This window comes from Pseudomonas sp. SBB6 (genome assembly GCF_024213215.1).
Classification (GTDB): domain Bacteria; phylum Pseudomonadota; class Gammaproteobacteria; order Pseudomonadales; family Pseudomonadaceae; genus Aquipseudomonas; species Aquipseudomonas donghuensis.
Window position 1 is genome coordinate 15,742 of sequence record NZ_JANAVH010000001.1, and the last position, 15,623, is coordinate 31,364.

Here is a 15,623-nt window from a genome sequence, read left to right on the forward strand (position 1 = left end):
CAATGCTGACCCTGCTCAATCTGCTTTCCGCCGTGGCGTTGCTGATCTGGGGCACGCACATCGTGCGTACCGGTATCTTGCGGGTGTATGGCTCAAACCTGCGTCGGGTACTGAGCCAGAACATGTCCAAGCGGCCGCTGGCGTTTGTCGCCGGTATCCTGGTGACGGCAATGGTGCAAAGCAGCAACGCCACGGCGATGCTGGTGACCTCGTTCGTTGGCCAGAGCCTGATGGGCCTGACCCCGGCGCTGGCGATCATGCTCGGCGCCGATGTCGGTACGGCACTGATGGCGCGGGTGCTGACGTTTGATTTGTCGTGGCTGTCGCCGCTGCTGATCTTTCTCGGGGTGATTTTCTTTCTTTCCCGCAAGCAGACCCGCGCCGGCCAACTGGGCCGCGTCGGTATCGGCCTGGGCCTGATCATCCTCGCCCTGCAGTTGATCGTCGAAGCGGCAGCGCCGATCACCCATGCCCAGGGCGTGAAAGTGCTGTTCGCCTCACTCACCGGCGACATCCTCCTCGATGCCCTGGTCGGCGCCCTGTTTGCGCTGATTTCCTACTCAAGCCTTGCCGCCGTGCTGCTCACCGCAACCCTGGCCGGCGCCGAGCTGATCAGCCTGCCGGTGGCCATCGGCCTGGTGATCGGCGCCAACATCGGCAGCGGCCTGCTGGCCTTTCTCAGCACCAGCATGCAAAACGCCGCCGGCCGCCAAGTGGCGCTGGGCAGCTTGCTGTACAAGCTGATCGGCCTGGTGCTGATCATCCCTGTGCTGCATCCGCTGGTGGCGTGGATGGACAGCCTGAGCTTCAGCCCACAAGAGCTGGTGATCGGCTTTCACCTGCTCTACAACACCCTGCGCTGCCTGATCCTGTTGCCCACGGTTACCCCGATGGGGCGCTTGTGCAGCTGGCTGCTGCCCGAGCGCGAAGAAGCCAACGGCCGAGCCCGCCCACGGCACCTGGATGCCACCGCACTGACCACGCCCAGCCTGGCCCTGGCCAACGCGGTGCGCGAAACCCTGCGCATGGGCGACCTGGTCGACAGCATGCTCGATGCCATGCTCAATGTGCTGCGCGGTACCCAGACCGCCATGACCCAGCAAATGCGCGGCCTCAACGAAGACGTCGAGGCCCTGTACAACGCCATCAAACTGTACCTGGCGCAGATGCCGCGCGAAGACCTCAGCGAGCAGGACAGCCGGCGCTGGGCCGAAATTATCGAGCTTGCAATCAACCTCAAGCTGGCCAGCGACCTGATCGAGCGCATGCTGCGCAAGGTTCAGCAGCAGAAGACCTCCCAGCGCCGGGAGTTTTCCGACGTTGGCCTGGAAGAACTCACCGGGCTGCACAGCCAGTTGCTGGCCAATCTACGCCTGGGCCTTTCAGTGTTCCTCAGCGCCGACCCGGAAAGCGCCCGCCAGCTACTGCGGGAAAAACGCCGCTTCCGCGCCCAGGAGCGGCGCCTGGCCCACGCCCATGTCAGCCGACTGCAACGTAAAGTGGTGCAAAGTATCGAGACCAGCTCGTTGCACCTGGAACTGATCGCCGACATGAAACGATTGAACTCCTTGTTCTGCAGCAGTGCCTATGTCGTATTGGGCGGTTCCGATACCGGCGGCCTACTGCTCGACAGTGTGCCGGACGACGCTCATTCACCCTGATCGCTTGACCCCAAGAACTCCCGCAAGGAAGCTCGCCATGCGTTGCCTGCTATTCATTTGCCTGTTGCTGGGCTGCGTGCCCGGCTTTGCCCTCGACCGCTCCCAGGTCGAAGGCTATCTGCTGCCCAACGGCCTGCAGGTAGTACTCAAGTCAGGTTATGAACGCAACCATGTGTCGATCCGCCTGGTGGTGGGTGTCGGCTTCGATGACTTCCCGTGCGAGCGTCAGGAGTTGCCGCACCTGCTCGAACACTTGCTGTTCAGCGGTATCGACGACCGCGGCGAGGGTGGCCTGGAAGAGCGCATGCAGGCGCTGGGCGGGGAGTGGAACGCCTACACCAGCAGCGCCGATACCACCTTCGTCATCGAAGCGCCGGCGCGCAACCAGCGCAAGGTGCTCGACCTGCTGCTGGCCGTGATCAACGACACCCGGATCGATGAAAAAGCCCTGGAGCTGTCCAAGCGCATCGTCGAACGCGAAGACGGTGGCCATTACTCCCACCTGCAACGCTGGCTCGACCGCCAGGACCTCGGCCACCGCGCCAGCGACCAATTGGCGGTGGAACTGGGGCTCAAGTGCGCCGAGCGCTCCTCCATCGAGGACATGACCCTGGAGGAGGTCAACGACCTGCGCCAGCACTGGTACGCCGCCAACAACATGACCCTGATCGTCGTTGGCGGCCTCGACCGCCTGCTGCCGGCCTACCTGGAGCGCACCTATGGCGAGCTGCCAGCGGTCGAGCCAGGTGAACGGCGGGTGCTTGACGGCGTTACCCACGCAGGCGAACCCCGCCGAGAGCTGACCCGCGGCTGGCTGGGCGACAGCGCACACTTGCACTGGCTGTTCCTGGAGCCGGTGCTGGACAACGACCATGGTCAGACCTACGACCTGCTGCAGCGCTATCTGGACTGGGCGCTGTATGACGAATTGCGGCTCAGGCACGGCTTTTCCTATGGCCCCTCCAGCCAGCGCGAAAGCTTTGGTGACACCGGGTTGATGGTGCTCAATGCCGACCTGGACCGTGCCGATGTCGATGCCGCCGAGCAGGCCCTGGCCGCCATGCTTGAGCGCTTGCGCAAGGATGGCCTGGACCCGGTCACCTTCCAGCGCATCAAGCAGGCTGCCATCGACCGCGAAGCCTGGGCCACTCAGGGTAATAGCGCCCTGGCTGATTATTACTGGGGGGCGCTGAACGGCTACAGCGACGGGCGCTTTACTGATCCGGGGCGGGCGTTGCGCAGGATCAGCCTCGACGATGCCAACCGAGCCCTGAAGCAGTTGCTGGCCGAACCTGGCTATGTGCGGATCGAGAAGCCGCTGCTCAGTTACGACGCGTTGTATGGGTGGGTAGCGCTGGCGGTGGCGGTGTTGTTGGCCGGGGTACTGATCTGGGGGCGGCGGCGCCGCTAGATCCGATCAGCAAGGCTTTGCCCTAGATGGGTGGGCGCCCGCAGTAACAGCACAAGGCCAGCTCAAACCAGAGTATCCTGTGCCAGTTTTTACCTGACCTTGCGAACACCTTCATGCCTCTCTACCTCCAGCGCCTGATCGAGCTGATCAAGCGCTACCCCGGGGTCATCGCCCTCGGCGGTTTCATCTCCGGTGTCGGCAGCTTCATCCTGGTCGATCGCCAGGAAAGCCTGGCCAGCTGGATCGCCATCGTCATGCTCATCAGCTGGATCTGGCTGATGATGGAGAACACCTTCACCAAGGTCTTTGCCAAGGTCTTCAAGCGCGAAATTCCCCAACCGCTGCTGCGCTATGCGACGCAGATGATCCACCAGGAAAGCCTGTTCTTCGTCTTGCCGTTCTTCTTCGTGACCACCACCTGGAACAGCGGCCAACTGGTGTTTACCGGCATCCTGGCCGCCGCCGGGCTGATCTCGATTATCGACCCGCTGTACTACAAGTGGCTGGCCCCACGGCGCTGGCTGTACCTGGCGCTGCACACCCTGACCCTGTTCGCCGCACTGCTCACCGCGCTGCCGATCATCCTGCACCTGACCACCTCGCAAAGCTTCAAGCTGGCCCTGGGCATCGCCATGCTACTGTCGTTCCCGAGCCTGGCCAGCAGCTTCCCGATCAGCCACTGGCGCCGAGGCCTGATGCTGGTGGTAATGACCCTGGCCGTCGGCGCCGGCGGCTGGATGCTGCGTTCCTGGGTACCGCCGGCAACGCTGTGGATGGCCGAAGTGGCGGTCAGCACCCAGGTCGAGAACCGCACCCCGGGCAACAGCCTGAAGCAGATCAACGCCAGTGAAATACGCGCTGGCCTCTACGCGTTTACCGCCATCAATGCCCCTCGCGGGCTGAACGAGCGGATCTATCATGTCTGGCAGTTCGAGGGCAAAGAGGTCGACCGCATCGCCCTGGATATCCACGGCGGGCGCAAGGAAGGCTACCGCGCCTGGACCCACAAGCAGAACTTCCCCGGCAACCCTGTGGGGCGCTGGCAGGTGCGGGTGCTGACCGAAGACGGCCAGGTCATCGGTGTGCTGCGCTTTCGGGTGGTTGACGATGGTCAAGCGCCCGCAGCCGAGTAACGCTATGCTCTGAGGCTGCGAACCGTTGGTCGGACTGCATGGAGCCTATGACTACACACGCTAGCGCCACCCTGGATACTGCAAGCAGCCCGCCACGGCTGCGCATCGCCGGTGACTGGACCCTGGCCAACTACGCCAGCCTCAAGCGCAGCAGCGACAGCCTGGTGGGCCAGTACGATCCATCCACCGAAGTCGACCTCGACCAGCTCGGCAAACTGGACACCGCCGGAGCGGCGGTGCTGGTCGAGCTGCTCGGCGCCGAGCGCCTGGCGCGGCTGACCGAAACCGCCACGCACCTGCCCGCAGCCAGCCAGGCATTGCTCAAGACCGTGTATTGCTCGGTGCAGGACTTCTGTATCCCGGAAAAACAGACCGAACGCTCGGTGCTGATTCAACTGCTCAGCCGTATCGGCCGTGCGGTCGACACCCTGTGGCAAGACACCCAGCAGATCCTCGGCTTCGTCGGCCTGATCCTGCAAACCCTGTTCCTGCGCCTGTTCCAGCCCAAGCGCTGGCGGGTTACCTCGGTGGTTGCGCATATCGAACAGACCGGCCTGGACGCCGCGCCCATCGTCGCCTTGCTGACCTTCCTGGTGGGTGCGGTGGTGGCCTTTCTCGGCGCCACGGTACTGGCCAGCTTTGGTGCCAGCATCTTTACCGTCGACCTGGTGGCATTCTCGTTCCTGCGGGAGTTCGGCGTGCTGCTGACCGCGATTCTGATGGCCGGACGCACCGCCAGTGCCTTTACCGCGCAAATCGGCTCGATGAAAGCCAATGAAGAGATCGATGCCATCCGCACCCTGGGCCTCGATCCGGTGGAACTGCTGGTGGTGCCACGGGTGCTGGCGCTGCTGATCGCGCTGCCGTTGCTGACCTTTGTCGCCATGCTCTGCGGCATTATCGGCGGGGCGGTGGTCTGCGCGCTGTCGCTGGGTATCTCGCCGGCGATGTTCCTGTCGCTGCTGCAAAGCGATATTGGCGTGCAGCACTTTCTGGTCGGGCTGGTCAAAGCACCGTTCTTTGCGTTTTTGATCGCCGCCATCGGTTGCCTGGAAGGCTTCAAGGTCAGCGGCAGCGCCGAATCGGTCGGCGCCCACACCACCTCCAGCGTGGTGCAGTCGATCTTCGTGGTAATCGTTCTGGATGCCGTGGCAGCGCTGTTCTTCATGGAGATGGGCTGGTGAACGAAGCCAACAGCAACACCCGCAAGGCGGTGATCGAAGCCCGTGGCATCTGCAACCGCTTCGGCACCCAGCGTGTGCACGAGCAACTCGACCTGGACCTGTACCGCGGCGAGATCCTCGCCGTGGTCGGCGGATCGGGCAGTGGCAAGTCGGTGTTGCTGCGCAGCATCGTCGGCCTGCGCCGGCCCAATGAAGGCCAGGTGCGGGTGTTCGGCCAGGACCTGAGCAGCGCCAGCGGCGAGCAGCGTTCGCGGGTCGAGCGGCGGTTCGGCGTGCTGTTCCAGAAGGGCGCATTGTTCTCCTCGCTGACCGTCACCGAGAACGTCGCCTTGCCGCTGATCGAGCACGCGGGCCTGAGCCGCGCAGATGCCGAGCACCTGGCCGGGGTCAAGCTGGCCCTGGCCGGGTTGCCGATTTCCGCGGCAGACAAATATCCGTCGTCGCTGTCCGGCGGGATGATCAAGCGCGCGGCGCTGGCCCGGGCGCTGGCCCTGGACCCGGACATCCTGTTTCTCGACGAACCCACTGCCGGCCTCGATCCGATTGGCGCGGCGGCCTTCGACCAGCTCATCCTGACCCTGCGCGACGCCCTGGGCCTGAGCGTGTTCCTGATCACCCACGACCTGGACACCCTCTACACCATCACCGACCGCGTCGCCGTGCTGTCGCAAAAGAAGGTGCTGGTGGCCGGACCCATTGCCCAGGTCGAAGACACCGACGACGCCTGGATTCACGACTACTTTCATGGCCCGCGTGGCCGCGCGGCGTACCAGGCCGCTACAGCGCCCAAGGAGCTCTGAGATGGAAACCCGTGCACATCATGTCCTGATCGGCCTGGTTACCGTACTGGTGGTGGCTGGCGCCATGCTGTTCGGCCTGTGGCTGACCAAGTCCAGCGTCGACAGCACCTTCAAGGACTACGAAGTGGTATTCAACGAAGCCGTTTCCGGGTTGTCCCGGGGCAGTTCGGTGCAGTACAGCGGCATCAAGGTCGGCGACGTCACCAGCCTGCGCCTTGACCCCAATGATCCACGCCGGGTACTGGCCCAGGTACGCCTGAGCGCCGATACACCCATCAAGGAGGACACTCAGGCCAAACTGACCCTCACCGGCATCACCGGCACCTCGTTCATCCAGCTCAGCGGTGGTACACCGCAAAGCCCGGAGCTCAAGGGCAAGGATGGCAAGCTGCCCGTGATCATCGCCTCGCCGTCGCCGATTGCCCGCTTGCTGGATGACGGCAGCGACCTGATGACCAACATCAACGCCCTGGTGCATAACGCCAACGCGTTGTTCTCCCAGGACAACGTCGCCCGCCTGAGCAACACCCTGAACAACCTCGAGCAGACCACCGGGGCTTTCAACGACCAGCGTGGCGACATCCGCGAGGCCATCCAGCAACTGGCCCAGGTCGGCAAGCAGGCCGGGGTCATGCTCGAGCAGACCAGCGAACTGATGCGCAACGCCAACGGCCTGCTCAGCAACCAGGGCAAGCAGATGTTCGGCAGCGCAGAGCAAGCCATGCAGTCGCTGGCGCAAAGCACCGCGACCATCAACAGCCTGCTCAATGACAACCGCGAAGCCATCGACGGCGGCGCTCAGGGTTTCAATCAACTGGCGCCGGCAATCCGCGAGCTGCGCGATACCCTGACCTCGCTCAAAGGTATCTCCCAGCGCCTGGAAGCCAACCCCAGCGGCTACCTGCTGGGCCGTGACAAAAACAAGGAGTTCGAGCCATGAGCCATACCTGCCGCTACCTCGTCCTGGCCACTGCGCTGAGCCTGAGCAGCGCCTGCTCGATCCTGCCCCAGGCCGAACCTGCCGACATCTACCGCCTACCTTCGGCGCAAAGCACCCGGACTGTGCCGCACAGCACGTTGTGGTCGCTGCGGGTGAACAAGCCGATCGCCAGCGATGTCCTGAACAGCCCGCGTATCGCCGTGGTGCCGCAAGGCGACCTGATCAGCAGCTACAAGGGTGCACGCTGGAGCGACCCGGCGCCGACGTTGCTGCGCAATCGCATGCTCGATGCCTTCCAGCGTGACGGCCGGGTGCAGCGCCTCAGCGCCGACGACAGCAACCTGCAAAGCGATTATGAAATTGCCGGTGAACTGCAGGCCTTCCAGAGCGAGTACAGCGCCGATGGCCTGGCGGTGGTGATCCGCTACGACGCGCGCCTGGTGCAGGGCCGCAGCCAGCGCATCCTCGCCAGCCGGCGCTTTGAGGTGCGCCAGCCAGTGAGCGACAAGCAGGTTTCAGCGGTGGTCAGCAGCTTTGGCACGGCCAGCGACCAGTTGATGAAGCAACTGGTCGACTGGACGGTAGTCCAGGCCGGTCAGCTTCAGGCGAAGAACCAGTAGCAGACGAAGATCGCCGCGACCACCCCGGCCAGCTCCGCCAGCAACGCACAGCCTACTGCATGGCGGGCGCGCTGGATGCCGACGGCGCCGAAGTACACTGCCAGCACGTAGAAGGTGGTTTCGGTGCTGCCCTGGATGGTGGCTGCCACCAGGGCCGGGAAGCTGTCCACGCCGTGGGTCTGCATGGTTTCGATCAGCATCGCCCGTGCTGCGCTGCCGGAGAACGGTTTGACCATCGCCGTCGGCAGGCCTTCGACGAAGCGGGTATCCCAACCCAGCCACTCGACCGCATGGCGGATGCCATCCAGGGCCAGCTCCAGAGCCCCTGAGGCGCGCAGCACGCCGACGGCGCAGAGCATGGCAACCAGATAGGGCAACAGGCTCTTGGCGACGTCAAAGCCCTCCTTGGCGCCTTCCACGAAGGTTTCATAGACCTTCACCCGCTTCAGCGCACCGATCACCAAAAACAGGATGATCAGGCCGAACAACGTCAGGTTGCCGAGAATCGATGACAGGCTCGCCAGCGCGGTGGCCGACAGGGTGCCGAGAAACGCCATGAATCCGCCCAGCAGCAGGGCGCCCGGGATCAGGTAAGCCAGCACCACCGGGTCCCATAGCCGAAGTCGCTGCATCACCGCCACCGACAACAGGCCGACCAGGGTCGAGGCGCTGGTGGCGAGCAGGATCGGCAGGAACACCAGGGTCGGGTCCATTGCCCCTTGCTGGGCGCGGTACATGAAGATGGTCACCGGCAGCAGGGTCAGCGAGGAAGCATTGAGCACCAGGAAGAGGATCTGCGCGTTGCTGGCGGTCGTGGAGCTGGGGTTGAGTTCCTGCAGTGCGCGCATGGCCTTGAGGCCGATGGGCGTAGCGGCGTTGTCCAGGCCCAGGCCGTTGGCGGCGAAGTTGAGGGTAATCAGGCCCAGGGCCGGATGGCCGGGCGGGACTTCCGGCATCAGCCGGGCGAACAACGGGCCGAGGACCTTGGCCAGCCACTCGACCACGCCGGCCTTTTCGGCAATCTTCAAAAAGCCCAGCCACAGGGTCAGGGTGCCGAACAGCAGGACCATGACCTCGACCGAGAGCTTGGCCATGGCAAAGATGCTTTCGACCATTGCCGCAAAGATCCCGGCGTTACCGCCCACCAACCATTGTGTCAGCGCCGAGACGGCGGCGACAATGAAAAAACCAAGCCAAAGGCCGTTGAGCATCCGTTGTTCCCCCCAAAGATGGCGCAAATGATAGCGGGCCGGGTTGGCTTCGCGCCATAAACGTCGACTCAGGCGCCGTCTCCATCGCGGGTCAAGCCCGCTCCCACACTGCAGGGGCGGGCTTGACCCGCGATAGGGCCAACAAAAAAGCCCCGACCAGGTCGGGGCTTTTCGTGCAGCCGGTTAGCGCTTACTTGCTGGCAGGCTTGCCAGCCGGTACGGCTTCCTTGCTGCGCCAGTGCGGCAGCGAGTTCCAGTAGCGCTGACCCTTGGCGTCGTCGTACATGCCTTCCCAACGCGCGATAACCAGGACCGCCAGGGCGTTGCCGATCACGTTCAGGGCGGTACGGGCCATGTCCATGATGCGGTCGACACCGGCGATGAAGGCCAGGCCTTCCAGCGGGATGCCAACGCTGCCCAGGGTGGCCAGCAGGACCACGAAGGACACGCCCGGTACACCGGCGATGCCTTTGGAGGTGACCATCAGGGTCAGCACCAGCAGCAGCTGCTGGCTCAGCGACAGGTCGATGCCGTACAGCTGGGCGATGAAGATTGCCGCGATGCTCTGGTACAGGGTCGAACCGTCAAGGTTGAACGAGTAGCCGGTCGGTACCACGAAGCTGCAGATGGCTTTCGGCGCACCGTAGGCTTCCATCTTCTCGATCACGCGCGGCAGCACGGTCTCGGAGCTGGCGGTGGAGTAGGCCAGGACCAGTTCGTCCTTGAAGATGCGCATCAGCTTGATCACCGAGAAGCCGAACAGGCGGGCGATCAGGCCAAGGACCATGAAGGCGAAGAAGGCGATGGCGAAGTACACCAGCAGTACCAGCTTGGCCAGCGGCAGCAGCGAGGCGAAGCCGAAGTTGGCGACGGTCACGGCGATCAGCGCGAACACACCGATTGGCGCGTAGTTCATGATCATGTGAGTGACCTTGAACATGGCTTCGGAGACGCCCTGGAAGGTTTTCACCAGCGGGTCGCGGATCTCTGCCTGCAGGCTCGACAGGCCCAGGCCGAACAGCACCGAGAAGAAAATGATCGGCAGCATCTCACCGCGCATCAGCGCTGCAAAGATGTTCGACGGGATCAGGTTGAGGATGGTCTCGATGAACGCATGCTCATGCTGAACTTCGGCCGCCGTAGCCTGGTACTTGGAGATATCGACGGTACCCAGGGTGCTCATGTCGATGCCGGTGCCCGGGTGGAACAGGTTGGCCAGCACCAGACCGACGACGATGGCGATAGTGGTCACCACCTCGAAATAGATAATGGTCTTGAGGCCGATACTGCCGAGTTTTTTCGCGTCGCCAACCCCGGCGATCCCCACGATCAGCGACGAAATCACGATCGGGATGACGATCATCTTGATCAGGCGAATGAAGATGTCACCCGCAGGTTGCAAGACGTTGCTGATCCACCATGCCTTTTCTGCACTGAAATGGTTCAGTAAAGCGCCGATTGCAATCCCCAGTACCAGACCGATGAGGATCTGCCAGGCGAGGCTTAGCTTTGCCTTCTTCATGTCGTTACCTTTTCTTCAGGTGGAAACGGCCACCAGACGGATAACCGCGACCCAGAGCCATTGCCAGCGATCCGCATCGTTTTTGTTATCTGCCGATGACATCGTAAAAGGTCACCGCAAGCGAGCGTAGTAACGCTCAAGCCAGCGAAAAAAGGCGCAACTATTCCGACGTGGGGGGGCTCCGTCTAATGCCGTAAACGACTACCCCATGCCGAATCGGCATGAGGTTTATCGGCCAAAACATACGTCACAATGGGTCATTCGCCTACCGTTCGGAATTCCGACGATGGCCAAAGCGCCATAATCCGGCAGATATAGAGGTATCCACCTGCGGGTCAAACGCCCTTGTTCGACAATCCGAATGCATGAAATTGCTGAGACTTCGGTAGGGCGCAGGGGTGAAAAAATATCGATGTACGGTCGGGCAAAAATATGCGTCGACAGCTTCGGTAGGAAAAACGAATTTGTTGCGAGGGAAAGGCGATTACCTCAAAGAGTGCTACGGACGTCCGGTCGGACACCTCTGCCTGAAGGCAGTTGTCCGACCCGCAACTTCCGCTACCGCTTCACCTGACCCGGCCCTCATCGGAGGTACTCCCTGTACCCCTAGGCCCCTCCGATCCTGAAACAATCAGAGCAGCCCGGCCCCCTGGTCATGCACCTGCCTTCCTCGGGCGGCGCAGCATAGAAGCCTGAAATGGAAAAAGGTTCAGCTTCTATATATGTACCAAGGTGTGAGCAGCGCCTCAGTACCCGTTCGGATCACGCTTGAGTGGCTCCTTGAGCAGGGCTTGCATGCCTTCGTCCCACCTGAAGGCAACGATCAGGCGTTGGTTCAGGCACTTCTGCCCGGACTCGCACAACGGCCCGACCAGATACTTATCGCCCTCTTCCTCAACCGCCGACATCTGTTGCTCGGAGGTACCCCTCAGGTTGAGGACTCATTCAGGGTCCGAGCCAAGAATCTGGTGGCCCGAACCTGGCCGTCATTGGCCGCCATTGCCGCTGCGCTGCCACCCATCATCAGGACGGCAACCAGGGCTCTGCCTAGCGCTGTGCTCATACTCAGCCCCTACCGCGGCGACCAAAGAAGAAGGACACCACGAACAGCACCAGGAAGATAATGAACAGAATCTTCGCGATACCAGTAGCGGCGCCGGCGATACCACCGAAGCCCAGCACGGCAGCGACAATGGCGATAATCAGGAAGGTGATGGCCCAACTCAACATGGTGATTCTCCTTGCTGTTTTTCGAAGAGGTCCTTGGGCGTTCGCTCAGAACACCCAGCGATCACGTGGGGCAGCGGTGTCAACAACGGCTGGAGTGGTCACCGGCGAAGACAGTGCGACCCGGGCCTGCAGCGGTGCAACCGAGCGTTGAGCCTGAACCTGCGCCACCATTGCCGCCTGGGCAGCCAGTTGCTCGGCACTGCGCGCGGTTTCCCAACTGTTATAGAGCTGCCCGGCAATCAGGGTCAGCAGCAACGCCAGGCTGAAGAACAGACCCTGGCGCAGTTGAAGCGAAGAAACCTGCATTAGGGTGGCGGGGTGGCGGGTCATACCGTGCTCCTCCTGCTGCGTTTATTGCTGACTTGATGGAGTCATTGCAGTCTGCATGCCAGCCCTTTAAATGATTTTTTATCTTTAAAAATCATATAGCTAAGCAAACTTATCGTTATCACCCGAAACGTATCCTGCACGATCGGGCTAAAGCGTTCGTGCGTTTTGCATGATCAGCCCTGCACCTTGTCGTTGATCCAGGCGTCGCTGAGCTGCGGATCGGCAACCAGAGCGCCTTGGCTTCGGCGCTGCTGGCCAACGGCAGCAGCAGGAAGCTCGCAACAGCGCCTTCCCGGCAAGCAATCGCCGATTTTTCAGTGGGTTAGATAAGTGCTGGGGGAGGCACTACCATGCAGGTAACGGAATGAATCAGAATGAACCATGCAACTTGCCCGATTTTTCCGACACTAACCTAGATCATTCTTAAAGGAGCGTAGGAAATGGAGCCAGCCCAGGAGCATCAAGGCCGTATTCTGCTGGTCGACGATGAGTCCGCCATCCTGCGAACCTTCCGTTACTGTCTTGAAGATGAAGGCTACAGCGTTGCCACCGCCAACAGCGCGACGCAGGCCGAAACCCTGTTGCAACGGCAAGTCTTCGATCTGTGTTTCCTCGACCTGCGCCTGGGCGAAGACAATGGTTTGGATGTACTGGCGCAAATGCGTATTCAAGCGCCGTGGATGCGCGTGGTGATCGTCACTGCGCATTCGGCGGTTGACACTGCCGTTGACGCGATCCGGGCCGGCGCCGCCGATTACCTGGTCAAGCCCTGCAGCCCGGACCAGCTGCGTCTGGCCACCGCCAAGCAACTGGAAGTGCGCCAGCTGTCGGCGCGTCTTGAAGCGCTGGAAGGTGAAGTACGCAAACCCAAGGACGGCCTCGACTCGCACAGCCCGGCCATGATGGTGGTGCTGGAAACCGCCCGCCAGGTTGCCAGCACCGACGCCAACATCCTCATTCTCGGTGAGTCCGGTACCGGTAAAGGCGAGCTGGCCCGCGCCATTCACAGCTGGAGCAAGCGTGCACGCAAGGCCTGCGTCACCATCAACTGCCCATCGCTGACCGCCGAACTGATGGAAAGCGAGTTGTTCGGCCACAGCCGCGGTGCCTTTACCGGCGCCAGCGAAAGCACCCTGGGCCGGGTCAACCAGGCCGACGGCGGTACCTTGTTCCTCGACGAAATCGGCGATTTCCCGCTGACCCTGCAACCCAAACTGCTGCGTTTTATCCAGGACAAGGAATACGAACGCGTCGGCGATCCCGTCACCCGCCGCGCCGATGTGCGAATCCTGGCCGCGACCAACCTCAACCTCGAGGATATGGTCCGCGAAGGACGCTTCCGTGAAGACCTGCTGTACCGTCTGAACGTCATCACCCTGCACCTGCCACCGCTTCGCGAACGCAGCGAAGACATCCTCACCCTGGCCGATCGCTTCCTCGCCCGCTTCGTCAAGGAATACTCGCGCCCGGCACGGGTGTTCAGCGACGAAGCCCGCGCCGCGCTGCTCAACTACCGCTGGCCAGGCAATATTCGTGAACTGCGCAACGTGGTCGAACGAGCCAGCATCATCTGTGCTCAGGAGCGCGTCGAGATCAGCCACCTGGGCATGGCCGAACAACCGGCCAGCAACGCCCCGCGCATTGGCGCGGCGCTCAGCCTGGATGAACTGGAACGTGCCCATATCGGCGCGGTGCTGGCCACCAGCGAAACCCTCGACCAGGCCGCCAAGACCCTGGGTATTGATGCCTCGACCCTGTACCGCAAGCGCAAGCAGTACAACTTATGAAACTGGCGATGAAACTGCGCACGCGGCTTTTCCTCAGCATTTCGGCGCTGATCACCGTTGCGCTGTTAGGCGTGCTGCTGGGCCTGGCCAGCGTGCTGCAGATGGCCAGCGCGCAACAGGCGCTGGTGCGGGAAAACGCGCTGACCCTCGACCTGGGCCTGAAACTGCGGCAAAACCTGGGCGAACAACTGTCCCTGCTGCTTGACGATACCCTGGACAAACCGGCTCTCGAAGCGTTGCAACGCCAGTTCCAGCAATTGCTGGAGGAGGGCGTCAACCATGACGATGACAGCCCTGGCGAGCAGGGCTTTGCCAAGGCCAGCATCGATTATCAAGCGTTCCTGCAAGCCTATCGCAGTAGCAGCTCACCGTCGCAAAACCTTGGCGCAGGCCAGCCGCTGGGGTACGCCTTCAATCTATTGCGGGCCGACCTGGTCGAATCGCACCGACGCGCGTTGCAACACATTAACGAAAGCGAACAGCAAGCCCATGACCGCGCCCTGCTGATTGGTGGCTTGTTGGGCCTGGTGGGCCTGGCAGTATTGATTCTCGGTTTTGTCACCGCGCATGGCATCGCCCGCCGGGTCGGCCAGCCGATCGAAGCGCTGGCCAAGGCTGCCGACCAGATTGGCCAGGGTAACTTCGACGTCACCTTGCCGGTGTCCCACGCCTTGGAGCTGAACCAGCTGACCCGTCGCTTTGGCCTGATGGCCGAAGCCCTGCGCGAACATCAGGCGACCAATATCGACGAAGTGTTGGCCGGCCAACAGCGCCTGCAAGCGGTGCTCGACAGCATTGACGACGGCTTGCTGATCATCGATCGCCAAGGCCATCTGGAGCACCTTAACCCGGTCGCCCAGCGCCAGTTGGGCTGGGAAGACGCCCGTCTGGGCACCGGCCTTGGCGATGCCCTGCAACGCCCCGAGCTGGACGAGCAACTGCGTCTGGTACTGCGCGGCGGCACCCTGGACCGGGTGCCTGACGACCTCAGCCTGGAAATAGATGAAGAAGCCCGGCTGCTCTCCTACAGCCTGACACCGGTATGCCACCCACAAGGGCAAATCCTCGGCGCGGTGATGGTGCTGCACGATGTCACCGAGCAACGGGCGTTCGAACGGGTGCGCAGCGAGTTCGTGCTGCGCGCCTCCCATGAACTGCGCACGCCAGTGACCGGCATGCATATGGCCTTCGGCCTGCTGCGTGAACGCCTGAGCGTTGCCCCTGGTTCGCGGGAAGCTGACCTGTCCGAGACCATCAGTGAAGAAATGCAGCGCCTGAACCAGCTGATCAATGACCTGCTGAACTTCTCCCGTTACCAGAGTGGCCTGCAGAAGCTTGAACTGGCCCCCTGTGCTATCGACGAGCTCCTGAATCGTGCTTGTCAGCGCTTCGCGGCCGTAGCAAATGACAAACAGATCGAGCTACAGGTCGAGCTCACCGCCCCCTTGCCGCATATCCAGGTTGATCCCGCGCAACTGGACCGGGTCCTGGACAACCTGCTCGACAATGCTGTGCGCCATACGTCGACTGGCGGTCGCATCCGCTTGCACGCACGCCGCCACGCCGAACGGGTGATCATCAGCATCGAAGACAACGGTGAAGGCATCGCCTATGGCCAGCAGGGCAGGATCTTCGAACCTTTCGTCCAGGTCGGACGCAAGAAGGGCGGGGCCGGCCTTGGGCTGGCGCTGTGCAAGGAAATCATCCAGCTGCATGGCGGACGCATGGGCGTGTATTCACGGCCCGGTCAGGGCACGCAGTTCTATATGGCCTTGCCGGTCTGAAGCAACCGCG

General features: G+C 62.4%; 13 protein-coding genes and 1 pseudogene. 9 read left to right on the forward strand and 5 right to left on the reverse strand.

All coding sequences use genetic code 11. The annotated features are described in order from the left end of the window. The first annotated feature begins 2 nt into the window (after positions 1 to 2). The 7 genes from NLX68_RS00085 to NLX68_RS00115 all read left to right on the forward strand — a co-directional run bounded on the left by NLX68_RS00085 (position 3) and on the right by NLX68_RS00115 (position 7,749). The gene (locus tag NLX68_RS00085; RefSeq protein ID WP_254281993.1) at positions 3 to 1,661 is read left to right on the forward strand and encodes a Na/Pi cotransporter family protein; all 1,659 of its coding nucleotides are present in this window, start codon (positions 3 to 5) and stop codon (positions 1,659 to 1,661) included. A gap of 37 nt (positions 1,662 to 1,698) precedes the next feature. Further along, positions 1,699 to 3,072 (forward strand): pitrilysin family protein, encoded by a 1,374-nt coding sequence (locus tag NLX68_RS00090; protein WP_254281994.1) that lies wholly within the window; start codon positions 1,699 to 1,701, stop codon positions 3,070 to 3,072. Between the two features lie 113 nt (positions 3,073 to 3,185). After that, entirely contained in the window at positions 3,186 to 4,205 is a 1,020-nt protein-coding gene (locus NLX68_RS00095) for a DUF5924 family protein (RefSeq protein ID WP_010222601.1), read from the forward strand. A gap of 38 nt (positions 4,206 to 4,243) precedes the next feature. After that, a complete protein-coding gene (locus NLX68_RS00100; protein WP_254281995.1) occupies positions 4,244 to 5,389 on the forward strand; it encodes an ABC transporter permease in 1,146 nt (381 codons plus the stop codon). Next, positions 5,386 to 6,189, forward strand: a complete 804-nt coding sequence (locus tag NLX68_RS00105) for an ATP-binding cassette domain-containing protein (RefSeq protein ID WP_254281996.1) — start codon at positions 5,386 to 5,388, stop codon at positions 6,187 to 6,189. Before NLX68_RS00100 ends, NLX68_RS00105 begins: the two co-directional genes overlap by 4 nt. Before the next feature lies 1 nt (position 6,190). Then, positions 6,191 to 7,129, forward strand: a complete 939-nt coding sequence (locus tag NLX68_RS00110; protein WP_254281997.1) for an MlaD family protein — start codon at positions 6,191 to 6,193, stop codon at positions 7,127 to 7,129. Further along, positions 7,126 to 7,749 carry an ABC-type transport auxiliary lipoprotein family protein gene (locus NLX68_RS00115; protein ID WP_115084432.1) on the forward strand — a complete coding sequence of 208 codons (624 nt, stop codon included), beginning with the start codon at positions 7,126 to 7,128 and terminating at the stop codon, positions 7,747 to 7,749. Before NLX68_RS00110 ends, NLX68_RS00115 begins: the two co-directional genes overlap by 4 nt. On the opposite strand, the gene NLX68_RS00120 is transcribed toward NLX68_RS00115, so the two are convergent. The 5 genes and pseudogenes from NLX68_RS00120 to NLX68_RS00140 all read right to left on the reverse strand — a co-directional run bounded on the left by NLX68_RS00120 (position 7,731) and on the right by NLX68_RS00140 (position 12,042). Beyond that, positions 7,731 to 8,960 (reverse strand): nucleoside recognition domain-containing protein, encoded by a 1,230-nt coding sequence (locus tag NLX68_RS00120; protein ID WP_254281998.1) that lies wholly within the window; start codon positions 8,958 to 8,960, stop codon positions 7,731 to 7,733. The genes NLX68_RS00115 and NLX68_RS00120 overlap by 19 nt on opposite strands. A 190-nt stretch (positions 8,961 to 9,150) precedes the next feature. Next, a complete protein-coding gene (gene gltP, locus NLX68_RS00125; protein ID WP_254282000.1) occupies positions 9,151 to 10,482 on the reverse strand; it encodes a glutamate/aspartate:proton symporter GltP in 1,332 nt (443 codons plus the stop codon). A gap of 746 nt (positions 10,483 to 11,228) precedes the next feature. Continuing rightward, positions 11,229 to 11,545: pseudogene (locus NLX68_RS00130) on the reverse strand (Ivy family c-type lysozyme inhibitor). 2 nt (positions 11,546 to 11,547) lie between these two features. Beyond that, positions 11,548 to 11,712, reverse strand: coding sequence for a DUF1328 domain-containing protein (locus NLX68_RS00135; protein WP_010222609.1), 165 nt, complete (start codon positions 11,710 to 11,712; stop codon positions 11,548 to 11,550). A gap of 45 nt (positions 11,713 to 11,757) precedes the next feature. After that, a complete protein-coding gene (locus NLX68_RS00140; RefSeq protein ID WP_254282001.1) occupies positions 11,758 to 12,042 on the reverse strand; it encodes a hypothetical protein in 285 nt (94 codons plus the stop codon). A gap of 440 nt (positions 12,043 to 12,482) precedes the next feature. Between NLX68_RS00140 and algB the strand changes: the two genes are divergently transcribed. Next, entirely contained in the window at positions 12,483 to 13,829 is a 1,347-nt protein-coding gene (algB, locus tag NLX68_RS00145) for a sigma-54-dependent response regulator transcription factor AlgB (RefSeq protein WP_254282006.1), read from the forward strand. A gap of 8 nt (positions 13,830 to 13,837) precedes the next feature. Beyond that, positions 13,838 to 15,613, forward strand: coding sequence for a KinB sensor domain-containing domain (locus NLX68_RS00150; protein WP_254282008.1), 1,776 nt, complete (start codon positions 13,838 to 13,840; stop codon positions 15,611 to 15,613). Positions 15,614 to 15,623 lie beyond the last annotated feature (10 nt).